The sequence below is a fragment of the Bacillus sp. ABR genome (genome assembly GCF_056172715.1).
Window position 1 is genome coordinate 20,294 of sequence record NZ_JAOYSL010000006.1, and the last position, 21,073, is coordinate 41,366.

The 21,073-nt window shown below is 41.5% G+C and carries 25 protein-coding genes; 9 read left to right on the forward strand and 16 right to left on the reverse strand.

Annotated features, from left to right (window positions below; all coding sequences use genetic code 11):
• The first annotated feature begins 19 nt into the window (after window positions 1-19).
• The gene (locus tag OIT90_RS17155) at window positions 20-439 is read left to right on the forward strand and encodes a regulatory YrvL family protein (RefSeq protein ID WP_474892769.1); all 420 of its coding nucleotides are present in this window, start codon (window positions 20-22) and stop codon (window positions 437-439) included.
• A 50-nt stretch (window positions 440-489) separates the two neighbouring features.
• On the opposite strand, the gene OIT90_RS17160 is transcribed toward OIT90_RS17155, so the two are convergent.
• From OIT90_RS17160 to OIT90_RS17170, 3 genes are all read right to left on the reverse strand, one after another.
• On the reverse strand, window positions 490-3,084 hold the full coding sequence (locus OIT90_RS17160) for a YfhO family protein (protein WP_474892770.1): 2,595 nt from the start codon (window positions 3,082-3,084) through the stop codon (window positions 490-492).
• A gap of 87 nt (window positions 3,085-3,171) precedes the next feature.
• The gene (locus OIT90_RS17165; protein ID WP_024425218.1) at window positions 3,172-4,155 is read right to left on the reverse strand and encodes a glycosyltransferase family 2 protein; all 984 of its coding nucleotides are present in this window, start codon (window positions 4,153-4,155) and stop codon (window positions 3,172-3,174) included.
• 300 nt (window positions 4,156-4,455) lie between these two features.
• On the reverse strand, window positions 4,456-4,728 hold the full coding sequence (locus tag OIT90_RS17170) for a YfhJ family protein (RefSeq protein ID WP_024425219.1): 273 nt from the start codon (window positions 4,726-4,728) through the stop codon (window positions 4,456-4,458).
• 116 nt (window positions 4,729-4,844) lie between these two features.
• Between OIT90_RS17170 and OIT90_RS17175 the strand changes: the two genes are divergently transcribed.
• Both OIT90_RS17175 and OIT90_RS17180 read left to right on the forward strand, forming a co-directional pair.
• Entirely contained in the window at window positions 4,845-4,994 is a 150-nt protein-coding gene (locus OIT90_RS17175) for a small, acid-soluble spore protein K (RefSeq protein WP_003217849.1), read from the forward strand.
• 25 nt (window positions 4,995-5,019) lie between these two features.
• Window positions 5,020-5,193 carry a YpzG family protein gene (locus OIT90_RS17180; RefSeq protein ID WP_008360604.1) on the forward strand — a complete coding sequence of 58 codons (174 nt, stop codon included), beginning with the start codon at window positions 5,020-5,022 and terminating at the stop codon, window positions 5,191-5,193.
• A gap of 227 nt (window positions 5,194-5,420) precedes the next feature.
• On the opposite strand, the gene OIT90_RS17185 is transcribed toward OIT90_RS17180, so the two are convergent.
• Window positions 5,421-5,735 carry a YfhH family protein gene (locus OIT90_RS17185; RefSeq protein ID WP_039177269.1) on the reverse strand — a complete coding sequence of 105 codons (315 nt, stop codon included), beginning with the start codon at window positions 5,733-5,735 and terminating at the stop codon, window positions 5,421-5,423.
• Between the two features lie 3 nt (window positions 5,736-5,738).
• The gene (gene recX, locus OIT90_RS17190) at window positions 5,739-6,530 is read right to left on the reverse strand and encodes a recombination regulator RecX (protein ID WP_058837445.1); all 792 of its coding nucleotides are present in this window, start codon (window positions 6,528-6,530) and stop codon (window positions 5,739-5,741) included.
• 94 nt (window positions 6,531-6,624) lie between these two features.
• On the opposite strand from recX, the gene OIT90_RS17195 reads away from it, so the two are divergent.
• The 3 genes from OIT90_RS17195 to OIT90_RS17205 all read left to right on the forward strand — a co-directional run bounded on the left by OIT90_RS17195 (window position 6,625) and on the right by OIT90_RS17205 (window position 7,901).
• A complete protein-coding gene (locus OIT90_RS17195) occupies window positions 6,625-7,521 on the forward strand; it encodes a TIGR01777 family oxidoreductase (RefSeq protein ID WP_151284155.1) in 897 nt (298 codons plus the stop codon).
• Window positions 7,522-7,573: 52 nt separating this feature from the next.
• Window positions 7,574-7,684 carry a YfhE family protein gene (locus tag OIT90_RS17200; protein WP_017358836.1) on the forward strand — a complete coding sequence of 37 codons (111 nt, stop codon included), beginning with the start codon at window positions 7,574-7,576 and terminating at the stop codon, window positions 7,682-7,684.
• 61 nt (window positions 7,685-7,745) lie between these two features.
• Window positions 7,746-7,901, forward strand: a complete 156-nt coding sequence (locus OIT90_RS17205; protein WP_075611052.1) for a YfhD family protein — start codon at window positions 7,746-7,748, stop codon at window positions 7,899-7,901.
• Window positions 7,902-7,939: 38 nt separating this feature from the next.
• Here the strand turns inward: OIT90_RS17205 and OIT90_RS17210 are convergent, their stop codons facing one another.
• Entirely contained in the window at window positions 7,940-8,527 is a 588-nt protein-coding gene (locus tag OIT90_RS17210) for a nitroreductase family protein (protein WP_039177261.1), read from the reverse strand.
• Between the two features lie 275 nt (window positions 8,528-8,802).
• Here OIT90_RS17210 and OIT90_RS17215 point away from each other — a divergent pair, with 275 nt between their 5' ends.
• Window positions 8,803-10,059, forward strand: a complete 1,257-nt coding sequence (locus OIT90_RS17215; RefSeq protein WP_144495557.1) for a transcriptional regulator — start codon at window positions 8,803-8,805, stop codon at window positions 10,057-10,059.
• Between the two features lie 36 nt (window positions 10,060-10,095).
• Here OIT90_RS17215 and OIT90_RS17220 read toward each other — a convergent pair whose 3' ends face one another.
• The 3 genes from OIT90_RS17220 to mprF form a co-directional block, all read right to left on the reverse strand.
• A complete protein-coding gene (locus tag OIT90_RS17220) occupies window positions 10,096-10,563 on the reverse strand; it encodes a thiol-disulfide oxidoreductase DCC family protein (protein WP_039177256.1) in 468 nt (155 codons plus the stop codon).
• Between the two features lie 333 nt (window positions 10,564-10,896).
• A complete protein-coding gene (locus OIT90_RS17225; RefSeq protein ID WP_039177253.1) occupies window positions 10,897-11,445 on the reverse strand; it encodes a thioredoxin family protein in 549 nt (182 codons plus the stop codon).
• A 92-nt stretch (window positions 11,446-11,537) separates the two neighbouring features.
• Window positions 11,538-14,108, reverse strand: coding sequence for a bifunctional lysylphosphatidylglycerol flippase/synthetase MprF (gene mprF / locus OIT90_RS17230; RefSeq protein ID WP_366204566.1), 2,571 nt, complete (start codon window positions 14,106-14,108; stop codon window positions 11,538-11,540).
• Window positions 14,109-14,277: 169 nt separating this feature from the next.
• On the opposite strand from mprF, the gene OIT90_RS17235 reads away from it, so the two are divergent.
• A complete protein-coding gene (locus OIT90_RS17235; RefSeq protein ID WP_024425228.1) occupies window positions 14,278-14,757 on the forward strand; it encodes a MarR family transcriptional regulator in 480 nt (159 codons plus the stop codon).
• 24 nt (window positions 14,758-14,781) lie between these two features.
• Here OIT90_RS17235 and OIT90_RS17240 read toward each other — a convergent pair whose 3' ends face one another.
• The 6 genes from OIT90_RS17240 to OIT90_RS17265 form a co-directional block, all read right to left on the reverse strand.
• Window positions 14,782-15,063, reverse strand: coding sequence for a hypothetical protein (locus tag OIT90_RS17240; protein ID WP_058837448.1), 282 nt, complete (start codon window positions 15,061-15,063; stop codon window positions 14,782-14,784).
• A gap of 12 nt (window positions 15,064-15,075) precedes the next feature.
• Window positions 15,076-15,603, reverse strand: a complete 528-nt coding sequence (locus OIT90_RS17245) for a YfiT family bacillithiol transferase (RefSeq protein WP_390275687.1) — start codon at window positions 15,601-15,603, stop codon at window positions 15,076-15,078.
• Entirely contained in the window at window positions 15,600-16,625 is a 1,026-nt protein-coding gene (locus tag OIT90_RS17250; RefSeq protein WP_474892771.1) for a zinc-binding alcohol dehydrogenase family protein, read from the reverse strand. The genes OIT90_RS17245 and OIT90_RS17250 overlap by 4 nt, the downstream gene beginning before the upstream one ends.
• A gap of 90 nt (window positions 16,626-16,715) precedes the next feature.
• Complete coding sequence (locus tag OIT90_RS17255) at window positions 16,716-17,219, reverse strand: hypothetical protein (RefSeq protein WP_224930819.1); 504 nt, start codon at window positions 17,217-17,219, stop codon at window positions 16,716-16,718.
• Window positions 17,220-17,318: 99 nt separating this feature from the next.
• Window positions 17,319-18,065, reverse strand: a complete 747-nt coding sequence (locus OIT90_RS17260; protein ID WP_059377645.1) for an anti-sigma factor — start codon at window positions 18,063-18,065, stop codon at window positions 17,319-17,321.
• Window positions 18,062-18,628: an RNA polymerase sigma factor gene (locus OIT90_RS17265; protein ID WP_039177235.1), complete on the reverse strand. Its 567-nt coding sequence runs from the start codon at window positions 18,626-18,628 to the stop codon at window positions 18,062-18,064. Before OIT90_RS17265 ends, OIT90_RS17260 begins: the two co-directional genes overlap by 4 nt.
• Before the next feature lie 336 nt (window positions 18,629-18,964).
• Here OIT90_RS17265 and OIT90_RS17270 point away from each other — a divergent pair, with 336 nt between their 5' ends.
• Window positions 18,965-19,291 (forward strand): YnfA family protein, encoded by a 327-nt coding sequence (locus OIT90_RS17270; RefSeq protein WP_024425817.1) that lies wholly within the window; start codon window positions 18,965-18,967, stop codon window positions 19,289-19,291.
• Window positions 19,292-19,353: 62 nt separating this feature from the next.
• On the opposite strand, the gene OIT90_RS17275 is transcribed toward OIT90_RS17270, so the two are convergent.
• A complete protein-coding gene (locus OIT90_RS17275; RefSeq protein WP_058837453.1) occupies window positions 19,354-21,069 on the reverse strand; it encodes an ABC transporter ATP-binding protein in 1,716 nt (571 codons plus the stop codon).
• Window positions 21,070-21,073: the final 4 nt, after the last annotated feature.

Here is a 21,073-nt window from a genome sequence, read left to right on the forward strand (position 1 = left end):
AAGGAGTGTTTGTTCACCTATGCAGCAATCTGTTCAAGCTTTATGGCAAGGGCTGAAATGGCTCATGGCGGCGTCGGCTGTCTTTTACATATTTTTGTTGTTTTGTGTGCTGTTCTTTCATTTAACAGGTGCTTTTTATCAATCGATTTTATCGATGCTTTTATTTATGGGCATCTATGTGGTACTTGGGATATCCTTTGAACATGTGGAGCATGTGCTCATGAGGGTTGTTAAAAAGTGCCGTTCCAAAAAACGCTCCGTCGTTTTCTATGCCATTTCAATTCATCTCTTGTTTATTTGGGGTGCTGTCTATTTATCAGATGAATTGGTGGGCGGCATTTTACTATCTACTTCTGAGGAAGTTCTCTTTGCCCTAAGCCTTTGGTTGTTTCATTTTTTGTTTGATTATGCGACGTTTTCGTTTGAGAAAGAAGCTTAGTGATTTGCTTCATATAATCGATCAGCCCTTGGAAGATAAAAAAACACCACTTATGATGAAAAGTGGTGTTTTTTGTGTTTCCTTCGTGCATATAGGATTGCACCAATCAAACTGACGAGTGAAATCAACGCGAGAATTCTGATATAAGGCGGATAGTAGGTTAGCACAATCTCGTTTTTGCCTTTTTCTATTGGAAAACTGATAAAGGCGTAATTGGCTTGTTCAATATCTGTCTGCTGTCCGTTTACTGTGAGCTCCCAGCCTTTTTCATATGGTACTGGCAAGATCATATAATCATCGCCGCGTTTGTTATCATATGAAATCGTAAAGCGGTTGTTTTCGAGCTTTACTTGCTGGCTGCCATTGTCCTGTTTTTCTTTTTCATATGCTTTTTCTAGAATGCGGTAAGGCTCTTGATACAGCCTCAGTTGATTGAGTTCATACGTCCCTTTTGGTACTCGAATAGAAAGGATTTTTTCCGCAGGGACTCGAATCGTCACTTCATTGACGCCTGTTTTGTAGATGGATGTATTGCTTTTTCGTGAGGTGACGTAGTTGTCAACGGATAACTGAAATCCTTCGTTACGGTCTGTCCGCTTCACATAAAAGCTCACATACACATCTCCAGCGCGGGCCATATCATCTGGCAGCGTGATATTCAGGCCGCCTGTTTCTCCGTATACATCAAGCACGCCATGTTCGTATACGGCTTGTTCCGTATGAATATTTGTATCCTTGACTCGATTTGGCGTAATCTCAATTTCAGCGTTTCCTTTTTTGTCTAAAATCACACCTTGCAGCATTGCATGCTCTCTATCAAGCGCTGAGGCATTTTTTAAGGATTCTTCTGAATAAATCGTGCTTGTTGTTCTTGCAAATGGCAGCGGCCGTGTATTTTCATACACTTTATAATGCTCGCTTTCCAATATTGGCTTAAAATAAGCTGGTGGTGAGTAAGGCATCGTATTGTCTCTCATATAATACTTTCCGTAGGTCAGGCTGTATAAATTCACCCTGTCCCCCATTGTTGCATAACGGCTGACACTTTCACGTCCCATATCGATTTGCAGGTCATTCCAGTAGAAATTGAGCAAATGCTGATTCAATATACTTGAATACGCACTCATGCCTTGAAAGCCTTCAAATAACGGGGTATTGTTGCGCACGCCATTCATCCAATCAATCCGGGCAAGCGGATCTTTTGAAGAGCGGCTTTGAATCTGCTGAATGAGCTTCATTTGCTCATGTCCAGCATATGCCTCACTATTCAGATACGTATCTGATACGCTCTTAATATTGCTTCTTTCAGATAAGTAGCCCTGCTGATACACGCCTGCTGTCAGTAAGCTGACAACGATGAGCACAGCTGAAAAGAGACGAAGGTGCTGGCGTTTTTCCGTATGAATCACAAGGAAAAACAAGCTGATCACAAGCAGCCCTATGCCTGTAAATACAACAACATCCATATTTCCCTTTGCTCGTTCTGAAAGGGCGACTGCTAGGAGGAACACGATCCAAGCGCCTAAGACCGCACGCTTTTTCCACTTCCACTCGATTTGCGAGAAATGCTTGATGGTGATGGCTACGGCCGCTCCAACTGTAAAGGCAAGAATGTATTCAAACCTGTACTGCGGTGCTGAAAAACCATTAAACACGCTCGCCATCTTTGGACTGTAGTGAAAAACAATGAGCAGAACGCTGATCGATGTAAACATGAAAAACCACCTGTTCCGGTAAAGCGGAACGAGGAACATACAAATGAGAAAAATCACAGGTAATAAATACACCCTGCTTGTAAACAGCAGATGATCATGCAGATCAAACCAAGGTATAGATTGATCATATGGCGGTCTTATATTATTAAGAAATCCATAGACAGACGGGACAAAAAAGGCAGCACTGATTCCAAAGGATAACAGTGTAGAGACCGCCAGCATCCAGAATACCTTCCACCCATGCTCCTCACTTCGAAGCTTGATGATATACCTGAAGACAAGATAGATCGCTAAAAAGATAAAATGAATATAAGCAAAGTAAAAATTGTTGATGAGCATCAGGCTGCACGCCGCAATAAACCAAGCCGGCTTACCTGTTTTGAAAATCCGTTCAACCCCAAGCACAAGCAGCGGGAGCCACATCATACTGTCGGTGAAAAACTCCCAAAATGTTTGATGCCGAAAATACACAATAGACAATCCGTAAATTGCGGCTCCTGTTAATGCACTCAGCCTATGCTGGACCATGGAAAGAAGCACACGGTAAGCGATGAAAAGAATAAGCGTCAGCTTCATCACACTCAGCCAAATGACGGCATTTGCCCAGAAATGAATGTCCGTTGACTGGATGACATGAAGCGCATTCATCAGCCAGACGACAGCGACTGTGACCATAAAGACAGTCGAGGTTGTGAAATAATAACCTAATTGCGTATATGTACCGCCGCCTAGACCGAATTGATAGGAATAAAAGAAGTTTCCTTTGACGTATTCATCGTAAAGCAGCTTTTTAAATGGGAGCATTTGTGAGATGCCGTCTCCATCTCCTGTCATATACCGGCCTTGCGTATATTCATATAAGAAAAAGGAGTGTCCTAATAAAGCGAGAATGAGACACATCCCTATGATTATCCATCTACGTTTCATCATCTAAATCCTTTCCACAAAAGATCCACTGTTCTTTGAAACAAAACAACCCAGCAAGCGATTCGTGCTTGCCGGTTATTTGACTCCACGTTATTTAAATAACTGCGTTAACACTCGGTCTTGTTCCTTTGAGCTTGTCTCTTGTTCCATCACATTTGATTCCTGGATTAAATAATGCGGCCTCTTTTTCGTTTCATAATAGATACGGCCAATATATTCTCCAATCACGCCTAGACTCAAAAGCTGGACACCTCCGAGGAACAGCACAGCCGATATTAAAGTAAAATAACCCGGCACCATAATGCCCGTTCTGACGATTTGAATAAAGGTGGCCACGATGTAAATCAATGAGAGAAATAAGATCAGTATGCCAGTATAAAAACAAATGCGCAGCGGGCGGTTGTTAAAAGAAATGACGCCATCTATGCCATAGTTAAATAATTTCTTCAGTGACCATTTTGTATCACCATGCTGTCTTTCTACATTTTCATAATAGATGACCTTTTCTTCAAACCCAATCCAGCAAAAAAGCCCTTTCGAAAAACGATTTCCCTCTTTCAGCTGAAGCAGTGCATCGATGGCTTGGCGTGAAATTAAACGGAAATCCCCGACGCCATCACGCAAGTCCACTTCTACTACCTTGTTCATCACCTTATAGTACATGGATGACAGGTAAGAGCGCAACTTGCTGTCACCTTTACGATTCCGTTTGGCAATGACTTGATGGTAGCCTTCTTCATACCCTCTGACAAAGTCCTGAATTAAATACGTCGGGTGCTGCAGATCGGCGTCCATAATAATCGCAGCTGCTCCTTTTGCATGTTCAAGACCTGCCAAAATAGCGGCTTCCTTTCCAAAGTTACGCGAAAAGGATATATATTTGACCTTTGCACTTTTGCGAGAGAGCTCTCTCATGTATTGAAGCGTGTTGTCTTTGCTTCCATCATTCACAAAGATGATTTCAAAGTCATAATGAAAATCGCGAAACTCTTCCTCGAGTGCCTCAAAGATTCGTCTGATGTTTTCACCTTCATTGTAAGAAGGAATTATCACAGAGAGCAATTCCCGTTCCATATCGCACCTTCTCTTCACTTTTTTCAAATAGTCTGATATGTTCATTATTCCTTTTTTGTCAGAAAACGAAACCCTTTTTTATTATCCATAAATTACATGTCTCTTCAATCGTTTCATTATATCAGAGTTTTATTTCCAGTGATTTTCAACAGGATGAATTTAATGTAATTTTAAGTTTAATCATTGTAAAAAGCCTGTAATTTCGATCACAGACTGGGTATTGTTTCATAAAGTTGTTTGTTCATTTGTATATTTTCCTAATAATTGAAAAAGATGAATGGAAGTGAAAGGGCAACCTTTTTAGTGAAGCAGCCCTCGATTGTTTTGTTGCAGATGCTCGTTTGCCTTTGATTGTTTATTTTGAAATAAATGAAGCTGCGCGCCGTAGCTCTCGATCCACTCTTGGACAATTCGTTCTGTTGTTTCCTGTCCCTTATACTTGCGGCCAGCCTTTGCATAAGTCGTTTCAAAATCACTCCAAAGCAGCTCTACCCATGTACGTGCTTCGTCATATGTCAGCATATTGTTTTTTTCCATAAGTTGTTCTGTTAATCGCTCAAAGTATTGTTCCATGCCTGTTCCTCCTTCATCTAACAGAAAGTGCCTTTTTAAAAAAACTTCTTTTTTCATATACTACCCTTACGTCTTCAAAAGACGCAAATGATTTGTATTGTTTGGAGGGATTTGATATGCGTAATAAAGCAAAAGGCTTTCCAAATCAGGTAAATCACAAGTTTGAAGGCGAACCAGGCGCTACAGATGCTTATGCGTCTAAACGGCCGAATGGTGAAACGAATACACGTCCACAGGAACGGATGAGGGCATCAGGGAAACGCTAATTTTTCCAAAGGGAGTGCTTGAGATATGAGTTCAAATGGGAAATCGTATATGGCAGACTTTGTTCAATTAAGGACAACCGCTTACCCTCAACCATGGGCAAATGCAAAGCATTCTGCCTCTCAGGTCAACGGAGAAACGCAGCAAACGCAGCACGACATCGTACTTCAGAACAACGTCCGTAAACAACGTTCGAAGTAAAGAAAAGGACTGATCTTTTAGGATCAGTCCTTCAGATTGTTGACAAAGGGCTAAAATGATTTTTATTTTAGCCCTTTGTCTTCTTTTCAGCGTGATAGAAAACCTTTGCAGCCCTAGGAAGGGTGAGCACCGGAACGGAGCGAATTTGACATTCGTGAGTACCGGCGCGCAGACCTGACAACGAATGCGAAGGTTTGTCTACACGGTGAAGGACTGATCTCTTTGGATCAGTCCTTTTGCGTCAGCATTGAAATCGGCAGGGCATCTTCCTTATTTGGAGCCGATACTCTATATCCCCATGCAAACACGCCATTTAAATATTCCACATAAAACTCTTCTTCTGTGTCTTTGATTTGATAAGTCGTTTTCGTTTGAAACGAGGCTGGATCTAATAAATAGGCTTTCGCCATATCGATTTTCCGTTCTAAAACTGCGTATTCATTCACAATGCCAAGCTGCTCAGCCTTTCGTGCTTTTTCAGAAAGGGCGGCAATCTCCTGCTTCAATTCGTATTCTGTCATCTCACTATAGCGTTTTTCCATCTGTCATTCCCCTTTGTCTAAAACGTGATCAATTGTATCGAGATCAAAGCCTTTTCTGAATAAAAATTGCTTCACTTTCATCTTCTTTTCAAATGATCCGTCATATCCTACCTTGCGTTTTGCCTTCTCCAGCATATAAAGGAGGGCCTCTTCTTCCTTTTCCTCTTCTTGTCCATCATAGGCTTCTTGAAGGGCTTTATCAATGATCTCAAACGAAAAACCCTTTCGCTGCAGCTGCAGCTTAATGCGCTGCTCGATCTCTTTTGCAGAACGATTTTTTTCTTTTTTAACAAGCTTGAGAACCTGCTTAACAGCTTCCTCTAGCTGTAAGTCATCAGGGTATTGCGATAGCGCCCGTTCAATCGTGTCATCGTCTATACCTTTGAGCTTCAATTCTTTTTTTAGGACGGACGGTCCTTTGCTGTTCGTTTTGCGATGGGTGCTGACATAGGCTTCTGCAAATTCAAGATCATTTACATACTTATAATGCTTTAATTTGTGTATAATTTCACTAATAGCAGGTGCCGGGATTTCTTTTTTCGTTAAATAATCGGTGACTTCTTTCACTGATCTCATACGGTAGGATAAATAATCAACGGCCTGCTGAAATCCTTTTTTCACCGAATCACCGAATTGAATCTCAATGATATCTGCTTCGTCCAGCTCTTTGCCTTTTTTTAAATCGTGCTGGACGAGCACATCTAAATCAACGCTAAAGGCGTACTTTTCATCAAGAAAGATGTTGACCCGCTCGGTATTGTTTTTCTGAGCAGAAATTTTTGTAATATAGGGCATCCTGTGATCACTCCTTTTCCAAAACAGTCAGGATGTTTCTTCTGATTCAAAATCGTGAAAGATATAGGTATGTATATGAGAGGAGAGATGTCAATTGAATATCGCCATTACCGGAGGAACCGGATTTATCGGCCAGCATGTTACAAAAGTGCTCGCTGCTGAGGGACATCATCTATATATTTTAACAAGAAATCCAAAGGAATCCGAACAAAATCATTTACATTATGTGCAGTGGCTTACCGAAGGTGCTGCGCCTGAGCATGAATTGCCTGCCATCGATGTATGGATTAACCTTGCTGGAAAATCCATTTTCACACGCTGGACAGACAAGGCAAAAGAAGGCATCCTCTCCAGCCGTCTCAAATCAACACAAGAGGTAAGACGCATAATAGAAGCGCAGGAATCGAAACCAACTGTGCTGATTCAAGCAAGTGCTGTCGGGATTTATGGCACATCTCAAACAGGAGATTTTACGGAGGAGTCACCTCCTGCGGATACTGATTTCTTAAGTCATACATCAAAACTTTGGGAGGCTGAGGGGCAAAAGATTGAAGCCCTCGGCATTCGTACGGTCTACACACGCTTTGGCGTCGTGTTAGGAGAAAAAGGCACACTGCCGCTGATGACACTTCCTTACAAGATGTTTGCCGGCGGGACAATTGGCGCTGGCTCGCAATGGGTTTCATGGGTGCATGTTGAGGATGTGGCACATCTCATTGCCTATGCGATTCATAATGACGACCTCTCAGGCCCGCTCAATGTGACATCACCGAATCCTGTTCAAATGAAACAGCTTGGACAAACCATTGCTTCTGCCCTTCACCGTCCCCATTGGCTGAAGGTGCCATCGTTTGTGATCAAAACGGCACTCGGTGAAATGTCATTGCTTGTTTTAGAAGGCCAGCGTGCTCTGCCAAAAAAAGCACTGCTCTCTTCTTATGACTTTTTGCACCCTGAACTAAAAGAAGCGATTTTGCATTCTGAGGAATAAATGTTGTCAAAAACATCCATCCTATTAGAAATGATATGAGGGGGCGATTTTGATGAAGAAAAAAGAACACCAGCCAACTTCGAAGCTGAAGAAAACTCAGGAAGTCCTGTATCAGCAGGAATTCAAAAAAGCGGAAAGAGCAGCAGAAAAAAGAAACAAATAAGACGGATATTCCCCTCCAACAAGCACATAACTAAAGTGATCTTGTAAAGGAGGGAAAGACTTTGAAAAAAGACCAACACAAAAAATCCAACCACGAACTCGCAGCACAAGAGACGGATGGCGAATATGTTGAATTTTCCAAAGAACTTGCAGATCCGAATGACTTAAAAGCAATGGCACGTATGAAAGCAGCCGATGAGCGCGCCAAAAAACAATAAGTAAAAAAGCAGACCTTATTCAGCGGTCTGCTTTTCTTTTATTTGATTTCAGTAAGAAGACTTGATGCTTTCTGGCGTGATTTTTCCTCAGGCACCTCTTCTGGATAACCTATATGAAGGATCGCAGCAAACCGTTCGTTTTCCTTTAATCCCATGTCTTGTTGAAAGCCTTTATCGTATAAAATACGTCCGCTCTTCCATACCATACCGATTCCTTGATCCCATGCAAGCAGCTGGAGATTTTGAATAAGCGCGCTCACGGCGGCAAAATCATCATTTCTCACCACAGGGTTCTCGTCTTCTTTTAGTACGACAAGTAAAAGCGCTGGGACCTTAGAAAAGTAATCTCTGTATTGATTGATCTTTTCTTCTTTTGCATCTGGGTTGTTGCGCTGAAAGAAAGCAATGAAGCGCTCTACAAATGTGGCTTTGGCTTCATCCGTCACCGCATATAAAAAGCGCCACGGCTCCGTGATTTTATGGTTCGGCGCATAGACTGCATCCTCTAATAGCGGCTGAAGCTGTTCAATCGTCACCGGTGTGTCTTTGAATTTGCGAATCGATCGTCTATATCTGACAGCGTCTCGAACCGTTAACGCGTCTTTTTGTTGTTTCGTTTCTGGCATATATGTCATCCTCTCAATCAACCTTAATTGAAATTGATTCTCATTCACATTATAAACATCATCGCGTGCAGTTGCAAATCAAGTATCTCTCCTCCCCGTCTGCTAAATAGTTGTTTGACTTTTTCAAGTAATGTTACAATCATATTACGTTTTAAACAAATTTTGAGAAAAAAGCCAAGATGATGAAATGATTTTCAAGTATTCCCATTTTGTCTGATTCAGTTTTTTTGTCAAAAGGCTTTCAACCATGATTGGAAGGGAGGCTTCTGGATGGAATGAAAATTAATATTGGACAAATCATTAAACTCTACCGTTATAAACAAAATATGACCCAATCTGAATTGGCAGACGGAATTTGTTCTGTCTCTCATTTAAGTAAAATTGAAAATGGCTCAAAGGAGGCCAATCAAGATACGATCAATCTGCTGCTTGAACGGCTTGGCATCAGCCAAGAAAAGCTGTCACAAAAGGCGCGTCATCTGCTATCACTTTTGGATGAGTTTCAAATGAATATGTACTTCTATGCTCTCGATCAGGCTGAACAAAATGCAGAAATGATCATTCAGCACGAGGAGCAGTTCTTTTCACTGGATTTAGGCATTCAGTATCATTTGTCTTTATTTCAATTTTATTTATTAACGGAAAAACAGCCGCTTGCCTTAAAAACACACCGCGTGCTCAAAAAATTCGAAAAAACGTTTATTGAAACGGAAAAAGAAATTTTTGAATATCTAGACGGTATTCATCAAATTAAAATTGGTCAGCTTGAGGATGGGCTGAAAAAGCTTGAAAGCTGCTTTTCCTACGCCTCAGTTGAACAAAGTGATTTGTATTATCACTATGCAAAAGCACTCGGAAACATGGGACAGCTCGGTGACGCGCTTGAAGCGACACATCAAGCGATGGATTTATATAGACAAAAGAACAATTTCAAGCGGATTATTCACTGTACACTTATTCACGGCGTGATCTCACTTGAACTAAAAGCCTATCAAACTGCGAAGAAATATATAAAGGAAGTGATTTTGCACACTTCCCTTTACCCTGATGCCTATATTAAAATGTCCGCATATTTTTATTACGGGGTGCTTTTAAAACGTGAAGGTGATTTCTCTTCAGCTGTGCCTTATTTACTAGATTCACTCAATTACTTTAATCAAGAACAGATAGAAGATCGCTACTGTGAAACGCTATATGAAATTGCGACACTATATGCTGAATATGACCGCAAAAAGGCACTTCCCTACATACATGAGCTGTTAAAACAGCCTCGTATTCAGCCAAACTGTTTATATATGATCAAAATCTATAAATTGATGATTGAGGAAAATCCTCTTGATTTGAAAACCTATTTGATCGAAGCAGCCCTTCCTTACTTTGAACACAATGAGCTGCACAGTGAATATTTGTTTGCGCTTAGAACCTTGCTTACCTATGCAGGTGCTGAGCTTGATGATCAGGCCTATAAGTTCTACACAAAGAAGCTGCTAGATCATTTAACAGTATATCTTCCCTATTACAAAAAAGCATGACCTTCTGCCGATCGAAGGTCATGCTTTTTCTATTTATTAAATAGTCTTTTGTTGATCTGTGTCATGATGGTTCATCCGTTTGACAGAATGAATATACCGTCTTTTTGCAAAAAAATCGTACGCATGCTGTCCAAAGCCAAGCCAAATACTGAGCATGATGAATGGGACCGTTCCCCATAATGCAGGGATATGGCAAGCCATACGCAGCCAAGTATAGATCCCTGAATTCTTTTGGTTTTTGGCTAGGGAAATAGACACGATTCGTTTTTCCGCCTTCTCTTCACTGATTTTATTCAGCCTGAGCAGCTGCGAGTGTCTAAAGGATTCAAAGTGAATCCGATTTTTCCAATCGAGTGATTTTAACAAATCAATCATTTTTGCACATGAAGGACTTTGTCCATCATAAAACACAAGCAGTCTCAGTGATTTGATGGAACGCTGTTCTCTTTTTTTCGATTCAGCGAGCTTCTTTTTTTCTTGATCGAGATAAATGATTTTTTTCATAAATTGATCGCCTGTCCTTTTCTGTCATTTTTTTAGTTCGTTCAAAGGAGATTACAACTAGATTACTATAGTTGCTGGGCCTCTTGTATTGGGAAAAAGCCAACCCTTGTGCGTTATATGAGCCTTTGGATAAGGGCAAAATCATTGATTTCATGGCATATATGAGGTTTTTCAACTAAAAGTGGTTGGGAAAATCGTGGTGCTTTGCGGTTTTCTGCGGTTTTTGATAGAATTCTGCGGTTTTCTACACCTTTATGCGGTGGTTTTGTAGGTAAAACGCAAAAACAAGATAAAAAAAGACTACTTCCCATTGCGGCGAAGTAGTCTTTTGGTTTATATTTTTGCCAAAACTTCTACTATTTCTTTCTCAATATCTTTCCATAAGTAACGGTCTGTCGTATAGTGATGTGCGGCTTCTTTCGCAAATACTTGAAAAGCTTCTTCATAATCAGGTGCATCTTTGTCCGGTTTTTTCTCGTCCACAAAGCGCTGTGCTTCTGCTGAGCGAGGTCCCCATTTCCCCACTTCATTCCCGTCCTGATCAATGATGACGATAATCGGAATCGATCTTGCGGTCCCGTTCGTTAAATACTGATCCATCAGGTCTAGATTCTCATCCCGAATGAAATAGCGCGCATCAATGAGTGCTTCATTTGCAATACGCATGAAAATCGGGACATTGACCATTGCATCCCCACACCAATCCGCTGTGATGACAAGTGCTCTGAGCTTTTTCTTTTGCAGCTTTTGAAGCAGCTCTTTTTCTTTTTGATGAATTGCGTACTGGTTGTACACCGTGAGTAGATTTTCCCGGTTTTTCTCCATGTTGTGTACATATGTACGTTCAGCTAATCCCTTTGTAAACCATTCATTTAATGTCATATGAACATCCCCCTTACCCTTCAACTTTACCACTTTTGCTATTCTTTTGTCTAAAAAAACCTTCACCTAGTGAAAGGTAAAGGTCTTTTGGTTTATCGACGCCGATTTCGATTTGGGTCCGTCCCAATCAGCTTGGTGACAAGCACCATTGTGACAGGCAGTGACGTATTTTTTTTATACGCTAAATATTTCCCGCGCCATTCAGGCTTATACTTCTGTTTAAACGACCGTAAACCGCTGAAACTGTACATATATCTGACATTGTTGAAAATAACACTCGCCAAACGCTCCGTGAGAAAGGACTGATGGAACGTCCCCACATTTGATAAAGGTGCCATTCCCATGTTAAACGATTTGTAGCCTCTTTCTTTCGCCCATTGAAACAGGTGGATAAACAGCGCATCCATCATCCCGTTCGGTGCATCATGCATATGACGCATTAAATCGATGGAAATCTCCCCTTCTTGATACATCGGCATCAATGATACAAAGGAAATGATTTGCCCTTGTTCATCCTTTAGAATCGCAATCGGTGCTTTTTGAAGATAGTCTTCTTGAAAATAACCGAGCGAAAATCCTTTTTCTTTCTTCTTTCCGAGCCAGCTGTCAGAGATTTGTTTTAAAGTTGAGATCAACTCATTTGAAAAGGGAGGTTCCAGCATTTCAAAGGTGTAGCCTTCTCGTTCAAATTTATTCGCCACAGCTCGTAAATTTGATTTTTTCTTACCTGACAGAGTAAACGTTTCTAAATCGACCATGGCTTCTTCCCCAAGCTTAAAGAAGTGAAAGCCTAAGTCATGATAAAGAGCCATCCCTTCTCGTTCTACTTGATAAAAAGCGACGCGGTAGCCGGCTTTTTCTGTCTCCTGTAAAAACTCTTCAAGTACAAGCGGATAAGACGCCTCACGTCCAGATGGATCTCCGAGCACAATGACGCAGCGGCCAATTCGTCCAAACTGAAGCATCGCTTCTCCATCACTTGAGAAAAATAGTTTTTTGTCGCCTAAAAAGCCAAGATGACTGAGGGCATTTCCGCCCTTTTCTTCTAAAAACGTTTTTAATTTTTCCTCATCTGCTTTTTCTCCAATCGGAAATGCTTTCTTATTAAAAATCAATTTACTAATGAAGAAGAAAAGCGGGACACCGATGAGAGCAATCATGCTTGTCATCGTGATATGCCGTTCATTGTGAACGAGATAATCCTTACTCAAGAAATGCCCGATTTTTGTCCAAATATAGTTACCAATGACATTATAGTTAAAGAGCACGAATAAATATCCAGCGGCAGCCGCCACAAACTGATTCAAAGAATAAGGTGCCTGCTGCTTCACAAATTGATTTCGAAGAGAGAAAAACACAGCCATGATGACTGGCAAAATAAAGATTAGACTGAGGTTAAACCCCTTTAACAAAGTAAACACAAAACCGCCTGCTAAAGAGATCATTGTCAGCACGTACGATCTTTTCGTTCTTTTATACACTTCAATGGACAAAATCATCAGAATGATTCCGAACATTAAAGAAAGACCATTAAATCCTGATAAAAGAAAGCGCGGAATGCTGGTAATCACACCTAATCGATCGACTGGAAGCACAACAGACGCCATGATAAGCAAGCCGCTTCCAAAGGTTAAAATCGATAAAGATCCGTACAATAACCGGATTAATAAAGCACGGTGCAAAACAATTAAGACGTTCGTTGTTTCAATGGCAGGTGCCATTTTCGGATTGCCTTCAAGACGTCTAAGCGTTGTGCCCGTTAAATCGTAAGCAGCTAGACAAAGCCCTAGGATAAACGGGAAGATTGAGTACACGAAGCGGTACAAGACGAGCGCCGTCAGCACCATCTCTTTATCAAAACCAATGTACTGCATGCTCAGTAAAAAGATGAGGTCAAACGAACCAAATCCGCCCGGAACCATACTGATTAAACCGCCAATTGATGCAATCGCAAATACACCTAATACAATTCGGACATCGACATTCATTCCCATAGAGACGACAGCCATGTACATAACAAGTCCAGCTGCCAGCCATTCTAAAAACGATGCACCGATATAAGCGTAAATTGGGTGCTTTAGTCCATTTTCACCGCTCTCAATCGAGCTTTTTCGAATGGATGCCATGACGATATATATCGGTACAATACAGGCAAAGATAATGACAAATGCCCATAGCCACGGCTCCTGGCTGATAATACTTTCAACAGGAAGCACCCTGACCAAGATCAGATCACTGAAAATAGATAAGCCCAAAAGCACAGAGGAAGTCAAAAGGGCAATGCCTTTCAGCAGTTTTTTCGTATCTGTTATGTACTCCTTATAGAGAAGCGTTCTAAGCCCTGCTCCTGATAGACCGCCAAATCCAAGAACACTGTTAAAGGAGTTTGCAATCCAGGAAATGCGAATCGTTTTCCATCCGCTGATCGGCATATTAAGGCTTTTTCGTAAAATAAAATCATATAAGGACATCGATAAAACCGCGACTAGTCCAAGAAAGACAAGAATAAACAAATCCATTCGGTTCAAGCTGTCAATAATATAAAACGTCTTTTTAATGGAAAGTCCGCTTAGCTCCTGCTTCGCGACAAAGATCAAGACAAGGATAATCACGATCGGAAAAAGCATTTTTAAGATCGTCATACCCGTTTTTTTGTTCCACATGTTTTTCCCAACTTTCTAGGTTGCTTCAATTATTTCAACTGAACATTATTATACAACAAATACCACTTGATTCATGCAGTTTAACATTCAAAAGCTTGACGAACCTTTCAATTAGAAGTGAAAATCAGTAATATAAAGAAAAAGAGCCGCTTAAAGGAAGTGAACAAGCGTGGAATATAATATTCATGACACCACCGTATTAAAAGAAGAGATTCTATCTCCAGAGGAAAAAAAGACATGGGTTCTTTATATGAAAGTGCTCACAGCTGCAGGTCTTGGAGATGTTTCTGAATGGATGAAGCTTGATATGAGTATGCCTCAAATGAAGGTACTCATGCTACTCAATAACCATGGCTCTCTCAAAGTATCCGAAATCGCTGAAAAAATGGGCGCTTCTTTGTCCAATATGACAGGTCTGCTTGACCGGTTAGAACAGTCTAACTTTGTCGTGCGAAAGCACTCTGAGCGTGACCGGAGAATCATTGTCGTAGAGCTGACAGAGGAAGCGAAAAATATTTTCAGAAGTATTTATCAAAAAGGACACGAAAAAATCAAAAATTCCCTGCAGCGGCTCAATGACGAGGAAAAAGAAAAAGTCAATGAAGGCCTTGCTATCTTAGAAAAAGCACTGCGTCCTGAACGCGGCTAAAAAAGTAAAAAAGAAAAAAGACGGTCACTTGAGGTCCGTCTTTTTTGTTTCTTCTATTTGTCGATCTGGGGTGAAAAGATTTTTACGAATGACTTCCCTGTCATCCCATAAAAGATAGGCTAAGCCGAAAATGAGAAAAAGGATACTGATCCACGTACCGCCAGGAATCAGCTGTTCAAGTTCCTCAATCGTTCTTTCTGAGCCTAAGCTGTTACTATAGCGTATCTCAAAAAGAACATACTTCGCTATATAAAACAATGCCGCCATACAGATAAACATGGCGCCGACAATTCTTCTTCCAGACATGCGTTTACTCCTTTACTTCCACTGATTTCTTTTGATTAATTCCGTGATATGGGCAAGGTGATGCTTTGAATGCCAGACGTACATTCCCGTTGCATCATATAAGGACACTGTTTGTTGATCGGCAGGGTGATAATAAGACGCGCTGAAGTCTTCCTCTGACATTCCCCGCAGTAAAGTGACCCACCTGCGATGCAGACTGCTGATCAAAGGCAGGGATAAACTGATGGGCGCCTTGCTGTCAGGAAGTGAGGCAAATCCCTCCTGATCATATGGACGTATGTCCGGTGTATCTTCTGTGAGAGCAAGCTTGAATCGTAAGTATGCATTTAGATGGCTGTCTGCTACGTGGTGAATGAGCTGACGAACAGTCCATCCTCCCGGCCGATAAGGTGTATCAAGCTGAGCATCTGTCAACGGTGCAGTCACTGCTTCATACTCTTCGGGGATTGCAGCCAGCTCATCAATCCATGCTTCCAGCTGTGCTTTCGTTTTTGTTTCTACCGGTTCATATAAGCCAATCGGATATTGTAATGACGTCATATGTTCTCTCCTCTCTCAAATCCTTCAAGCACAAATTTTCCAATCATCTTTCCTTGTTCAAGTGTTTGATGTGCCTTCTTCAAGTTAGCAGCATTGATCGGACTGAGAACCTTTGTTAAGGTATGCGTTATTTTTCCTTGCTCAAATAACTCACTCGCCTCTGTCAAAAGCTCATGCTGTTTGATCATGTCCGCTGTTTCATACATAGGACGTGTGAACATGAATTCCCATACAAATGCCGCACTTTTATTTTTGAGTAACTGAATGTCTAGGTTGTGCTTGTTCTCGACAATGGTACAGATCGTGCCTTGCGGTTTGATGGCTTCTGCCATGCCTTTGAAATGTCCATCTGTATCATTTAAGCATAAAATAAAATCCACTTCACCGATTCCTTTTTCCTCGAGCTGCGCGAGAAGCGGCTGATGATGATCAATGATATGATCGGCATCTAATGACAGACACCACTCTTTTGTTTCTGGTCTTGATGCGGTTGCGATCACAGTTGCCTTCGCTAATTTGGCTAGTTGAATGGCAATTGAACCAACCCCGCCTGCACCACCAATGATCAGCAAGGTTGAGCCTTCTGCATTCCGCTTCATATGCATCCGGTCAAATAAAGCCTCATAAGCCGTAATTGTTGTAAGGGGCATCGCTGCTGCTTCTGCAAAGGATAGATTAGCTGGCTTTTTCGCCACAATACGCTCATCCACAAGCTGGTATTCACTATTCGAGCCTTGACGCGTAATATCTCCCGCATAGTAAACGTGATCGCCTGGCTGAAATAATGTACACGCTTCGCCCACTTCAACAACCGTACCGCTTGCATCATAGCCAAGAATTTTCAGTTTTTCTTCCTTCTGATCCTTCGGTGATCTCACCTTTGTATCAACTGGATTCACGGACACAGCCTCTATCTTCACCAGTACATCCCTGCCAGAGACTTTAGGCTTTTCAACCTCTTGATCCATCAGGCTTTGCTCATGCTCAATCGGTAAATACTCCAATAGTCCAACTGCTTTCACTCGCTTGCACTCCCTTTCTCCATTCTTTCTTTCCACATTTTATCATAATTTTCTGATGTTTATGGCTGGGTCAAACGAGTGATGGCACATTTATGACCTCTTCAGGGCCTTTCGCTCTCTCGCCATGTATGAAGGACGTGCCTTTTGCAAAGAAGGAACATAAGTGAACCAGCTGTTGGATTTAAAAAACAGCTGAACGTAGTAAAACTGAATGTGCTGCAGAAAAACGATGATTAATAGAAAAAGAGTGAATGAGAGAGTAGTTAGATCTACTCTTCCCTGTATCCATTCATTGATCAAAAGAATCACAAAACCGACGATGAGGAGCTGTTCAACTCTTTGCACGAGCTGGCTAAAGACATGCCCGCGTTTTGTTAAATCACCAGACTGGTGCTTTCTGATCCTTCTCGATTTGTAGAACCAAATAATACTTTCTGTTAGGTTATGAATCATAAAAAGAGCGATGAGGACGATCAATAAAGGTGATGGGGTATAAAGGACTTGTGCAACGAACGGAAAGACTAAAAAATAACAGGCAATCAATGCGTGTCTGACTGATAAAAGAAATAGGACTTTTTCTATAGATGTTTTCATCTGTTTCACCTCCATATGTACTACGTTTCATTTGCCGAAAAGTTTCCCAAACCTATAAAAAAAGGATACCCCTAAAAAGGCATCCTTGATGAATCAAACTTAAAAAGCAGCGCTTAGTACGACTGGACCTTGCGGAAGCTTGTTATCCTTTTTTGGTTCAAGGGTAACAGCCACAGTATCCCATGATTCGTTTGCTTCTTTTTCAGATAACGCATAGGTGACGGTTCCTTCCCCGTTGTTATCTGTTTTAAAAGCACCGGCTGGCACTGGCTGATCTCCTTTAATGAGCCACACTTGATAAACAGCAGATGAATCAAGTTGACCCTTTAAGCCGTCTGCACTCACAACAAGTTCTTTTTTGCCGTTATGCTCTATCACTGAGAAAGCACCTGTCGTTTTTGGTGATGCGGCAGAAGCCAGTGATTTTGTGGCAACAACCCTGACAGATTCTTCCGCCTGCTGTTTTCCATTCGATAAGAAATACACATTTCCAGCTGATGAAATAAGAAGCAGTGCGGCAACGAGCGGTAATAGCCATTGGTTTCGTTTCTTTTGCAGCGGTTTGATTTCGTTTGGCTCAGGTGCAGCCTTTTGCTCTTTTCTATCGCTATTGTTTTCTTCGACTGTCTCTTCTTCAAACACCTGGGATAAAATACGGTCTTTCATCCCTGCCGGAGGTGTTTGGTCTTCGGCTAGAAGTGGAATGTCAGACATGAGCGCTGTCAATTCTTCAAGCTCTTCTTTGCAAGCTGGGCAGTGCTTGATGTGCTCTTCAAATTGCATTTTTTCTTCTCCTTGCAAATGCCCGTTGAAATAATCAATCACTTGATGTTTACACTGAGTCATGCCTCTTCCTCCTTTCCTCCGCGAGACAGTTTCGATCGCAAATGCTTCAAAGACAATCGAACCCTTCCCTTTACCGTACCAATAGGGATGCCCAGCTTTTCAGCGATGCTCTTTTGTGTCATTCCTTTAAAATAGACATCTTCTATGATGGTTTGCTGTTCTTTTGACAATGTAGATACTGCTTCACGTATGATCTGTTTTTCCTCTTTCCATTCCACTTCTTTTGATACATCTTCTTGATGATCGGCTAAATATTCAATATGCTCATCTTCCAAAGCCGTTTCATTCCGGTGCTTTCTTAAGAGATCAATGGCCGTGTTGCGTGACATCATGAATAACCACGAAGAGAATTTCCCTTTATCCGTATGATATTCTCCTATGCCGCGCCAGAGCTTGATAAAGACCTCTTGAAGCACTTCCTCCGCGAGCTCACGGTTTCCAGTCATTTTATAAATAAACGAATATAATACACGTTCATAGCGATCGTACAGCACTTCAAGCGAGGGCTTGTGACGATCATATTTGATCTTGTGATACAGCTCAAAATCTTTCAGTGTGTCCATGGTCATCTCCTTCCTTTTTCATGAGAAAGAGCATGCGCATCCATCATGAAATCCTTCACGTATTGCTTATCACTCGATTTACTGAAATAAGCCTACCTTGTACTTTACTCTTTTTTCAAGGAGAAAAAAAGAGCGCTGAAAAAGGAAGTGTGCTCCTCATGAGAATGTACTTACTTTACGACATAACAGACCATTTGGATCACTCATGATACAAAAGTCAAGAATCCATGTGTGACCACTCTCTAATCAGTTGATCTCTCCATTCAATTGAGGTAGAACGCATTCTTTCCGCATGTCATAATAGGGTGTAAATTGGAGAAATTGGAGTGTCCATATATGATGGTGACGATAGTTCTTTTTTTATTAGCAGGTTTAGCAGAAATTGGCGGCGGCTATTTGGTGTGGCTTTGGCTCCGTGAAGCAAAGCCTGTCAGCTTCGGGATCGCCGGCAGCCTTATCCTAGTCGCATATGGCGTCATTCCGACCTTTCAGCAGTTTCCGACTTTCGGACGGGTTTATGCTGCCTATGGCGGTGTTTTTGTCATTCTTGCTGTGTTTTGGGGCTGGTGGGTCGATCGAAAAACACCTGATCTATATGACTGGATGGGTGCTTTGATCTGTTTGGCTGGAGTTAGTGTGATGTTATTTGCGCCACGCAGTTAATTTCTAACATCAAAAAGGGCTAAAATGATGTTTATTTTAGCCCTTTGTCTTCTTTTCGAACCTTACATTCTAAATTGTGTTTCGTATAAACGACGGTACAGACCATCTATTTTGAGTAACTCTTCATGTTTTCCTTGCTCTTTTACGCCTTCTTTTGTGAGAACAATAATGCGGTCGGCATGCTGAATTGTCGCTAAACGATGAGCAATGATAAAGGTCGTTCGTCCTTCAGCCAGCTCTTCTAATGATGCTTGGATAAATGACTCTGTCTCAGTATCAAGCGAAGAGGTCGCCTCATCTAAAATGAAAATGGGCGGATTTTTCAAGAAAATACGTGCTATCGAGATACGCTGTTTTTGTCCTCCAGATAACATCATCCCACGCTCACCGATCATCGTATCAAGTCCTTTTGGCAAACTTTTGACTAAGTCCGTAAGCTGAGCCTTCTCTACTGCCTGCCAAATTTCTTCTTCAGATGCATTCAGTTTTCCGTATTGGATGTTTTCGCGTATCGTCCCATGAAATAAATAAATGTCCTGCTGTACGACACCAATTTGTGCGCGCAGCGATGCAAGTGTCATCTTTCGCGTTTCTATGCCATCAATTGTAATGCTCCCCTCCTGCCATTCATAAAAACGGGGAAGCAGATTGCAAAGGGTCGATTTCCCGGCACCAGATGGACCGACAATGGCAATTTTCTCTCCTTGCTTGACCTCAAGATTGATGTCATGCAGGACAGGTTTGTTTGGTTCATATTGAAATGATACATGCTCAAAAGTGATATTCCCTTTTAACTGATGGACTTCGATTGCATCCTCATCATCCTTTTCATCTGGTGTTTGATCGATCAGTGATGCGAATCGTTTAAAGCCAGCTGCACCTTTTGGATACATTTCAATGACTGCATTGATTTGCTGAATGGGTCCTAAGAAAATACCTGTTAAAAGGACGAATGAAACAAATTCACCATATGTCATATTTTTTTGCAGCACAAACCATGCACCGCACACGAGGCCAAATACGGTGACACTTTTAATGAGTAAATGACTCACTGCTGTATGCAGCGCCATCATTTGATATGTTGTCAGTTTTGTTTTTCTAAACTGCTCGTTATGCTCGATAAACCGATCCATTTCATGTGACTCATTCCCGAATGCTTTCACCACACGAATGCCGCTAATATTGTTTTCCACACGTGAATGGAATTGTCCAATGCTTGAAAACATTTTATCAAAAGCAGCAGACATTTTTTTCGTAAAGTAGACAGATAATCCGATCAGGAATGGAACGACAATAAATGTGAGAACCGCAAGCTGCCAGTTAATCGATAGCATGAGGCCAAACGCGCCCGTTAATGTCATGATGGCGATAAATAAATCCTCTGGGCCGTGATGTGCCATCTCTCCAATATCCATTAAATCATTGGTCATGCGGGAAACGAGCTTGCCTGTTTTCTTTTGGTCAAAGAAACGGAAGGACATTCTCTGTACATGAGAGAATAGTTGATTCCTCATATCGGTCTCAATATTGATCCCCAGCTTATGGCCAAAATAAGTCACAACGTAATGCATGGTGGAACTGATGACATATAAAATGAGCAGCAAACTGCCCCAGAACCAAATGGCTTCCCAATCACCATTTGGCAGTAAATCGTCCATCACTTTACTGATGGCTAACGGAAAGGATAGTTCGAGTAAGGCCGCTAGTACCGCACAGGAAAAATCTAATATAAACAGCCCCATATAGGGTTTGTAGTATGAAAAAAAACGTTTGAACAATTGA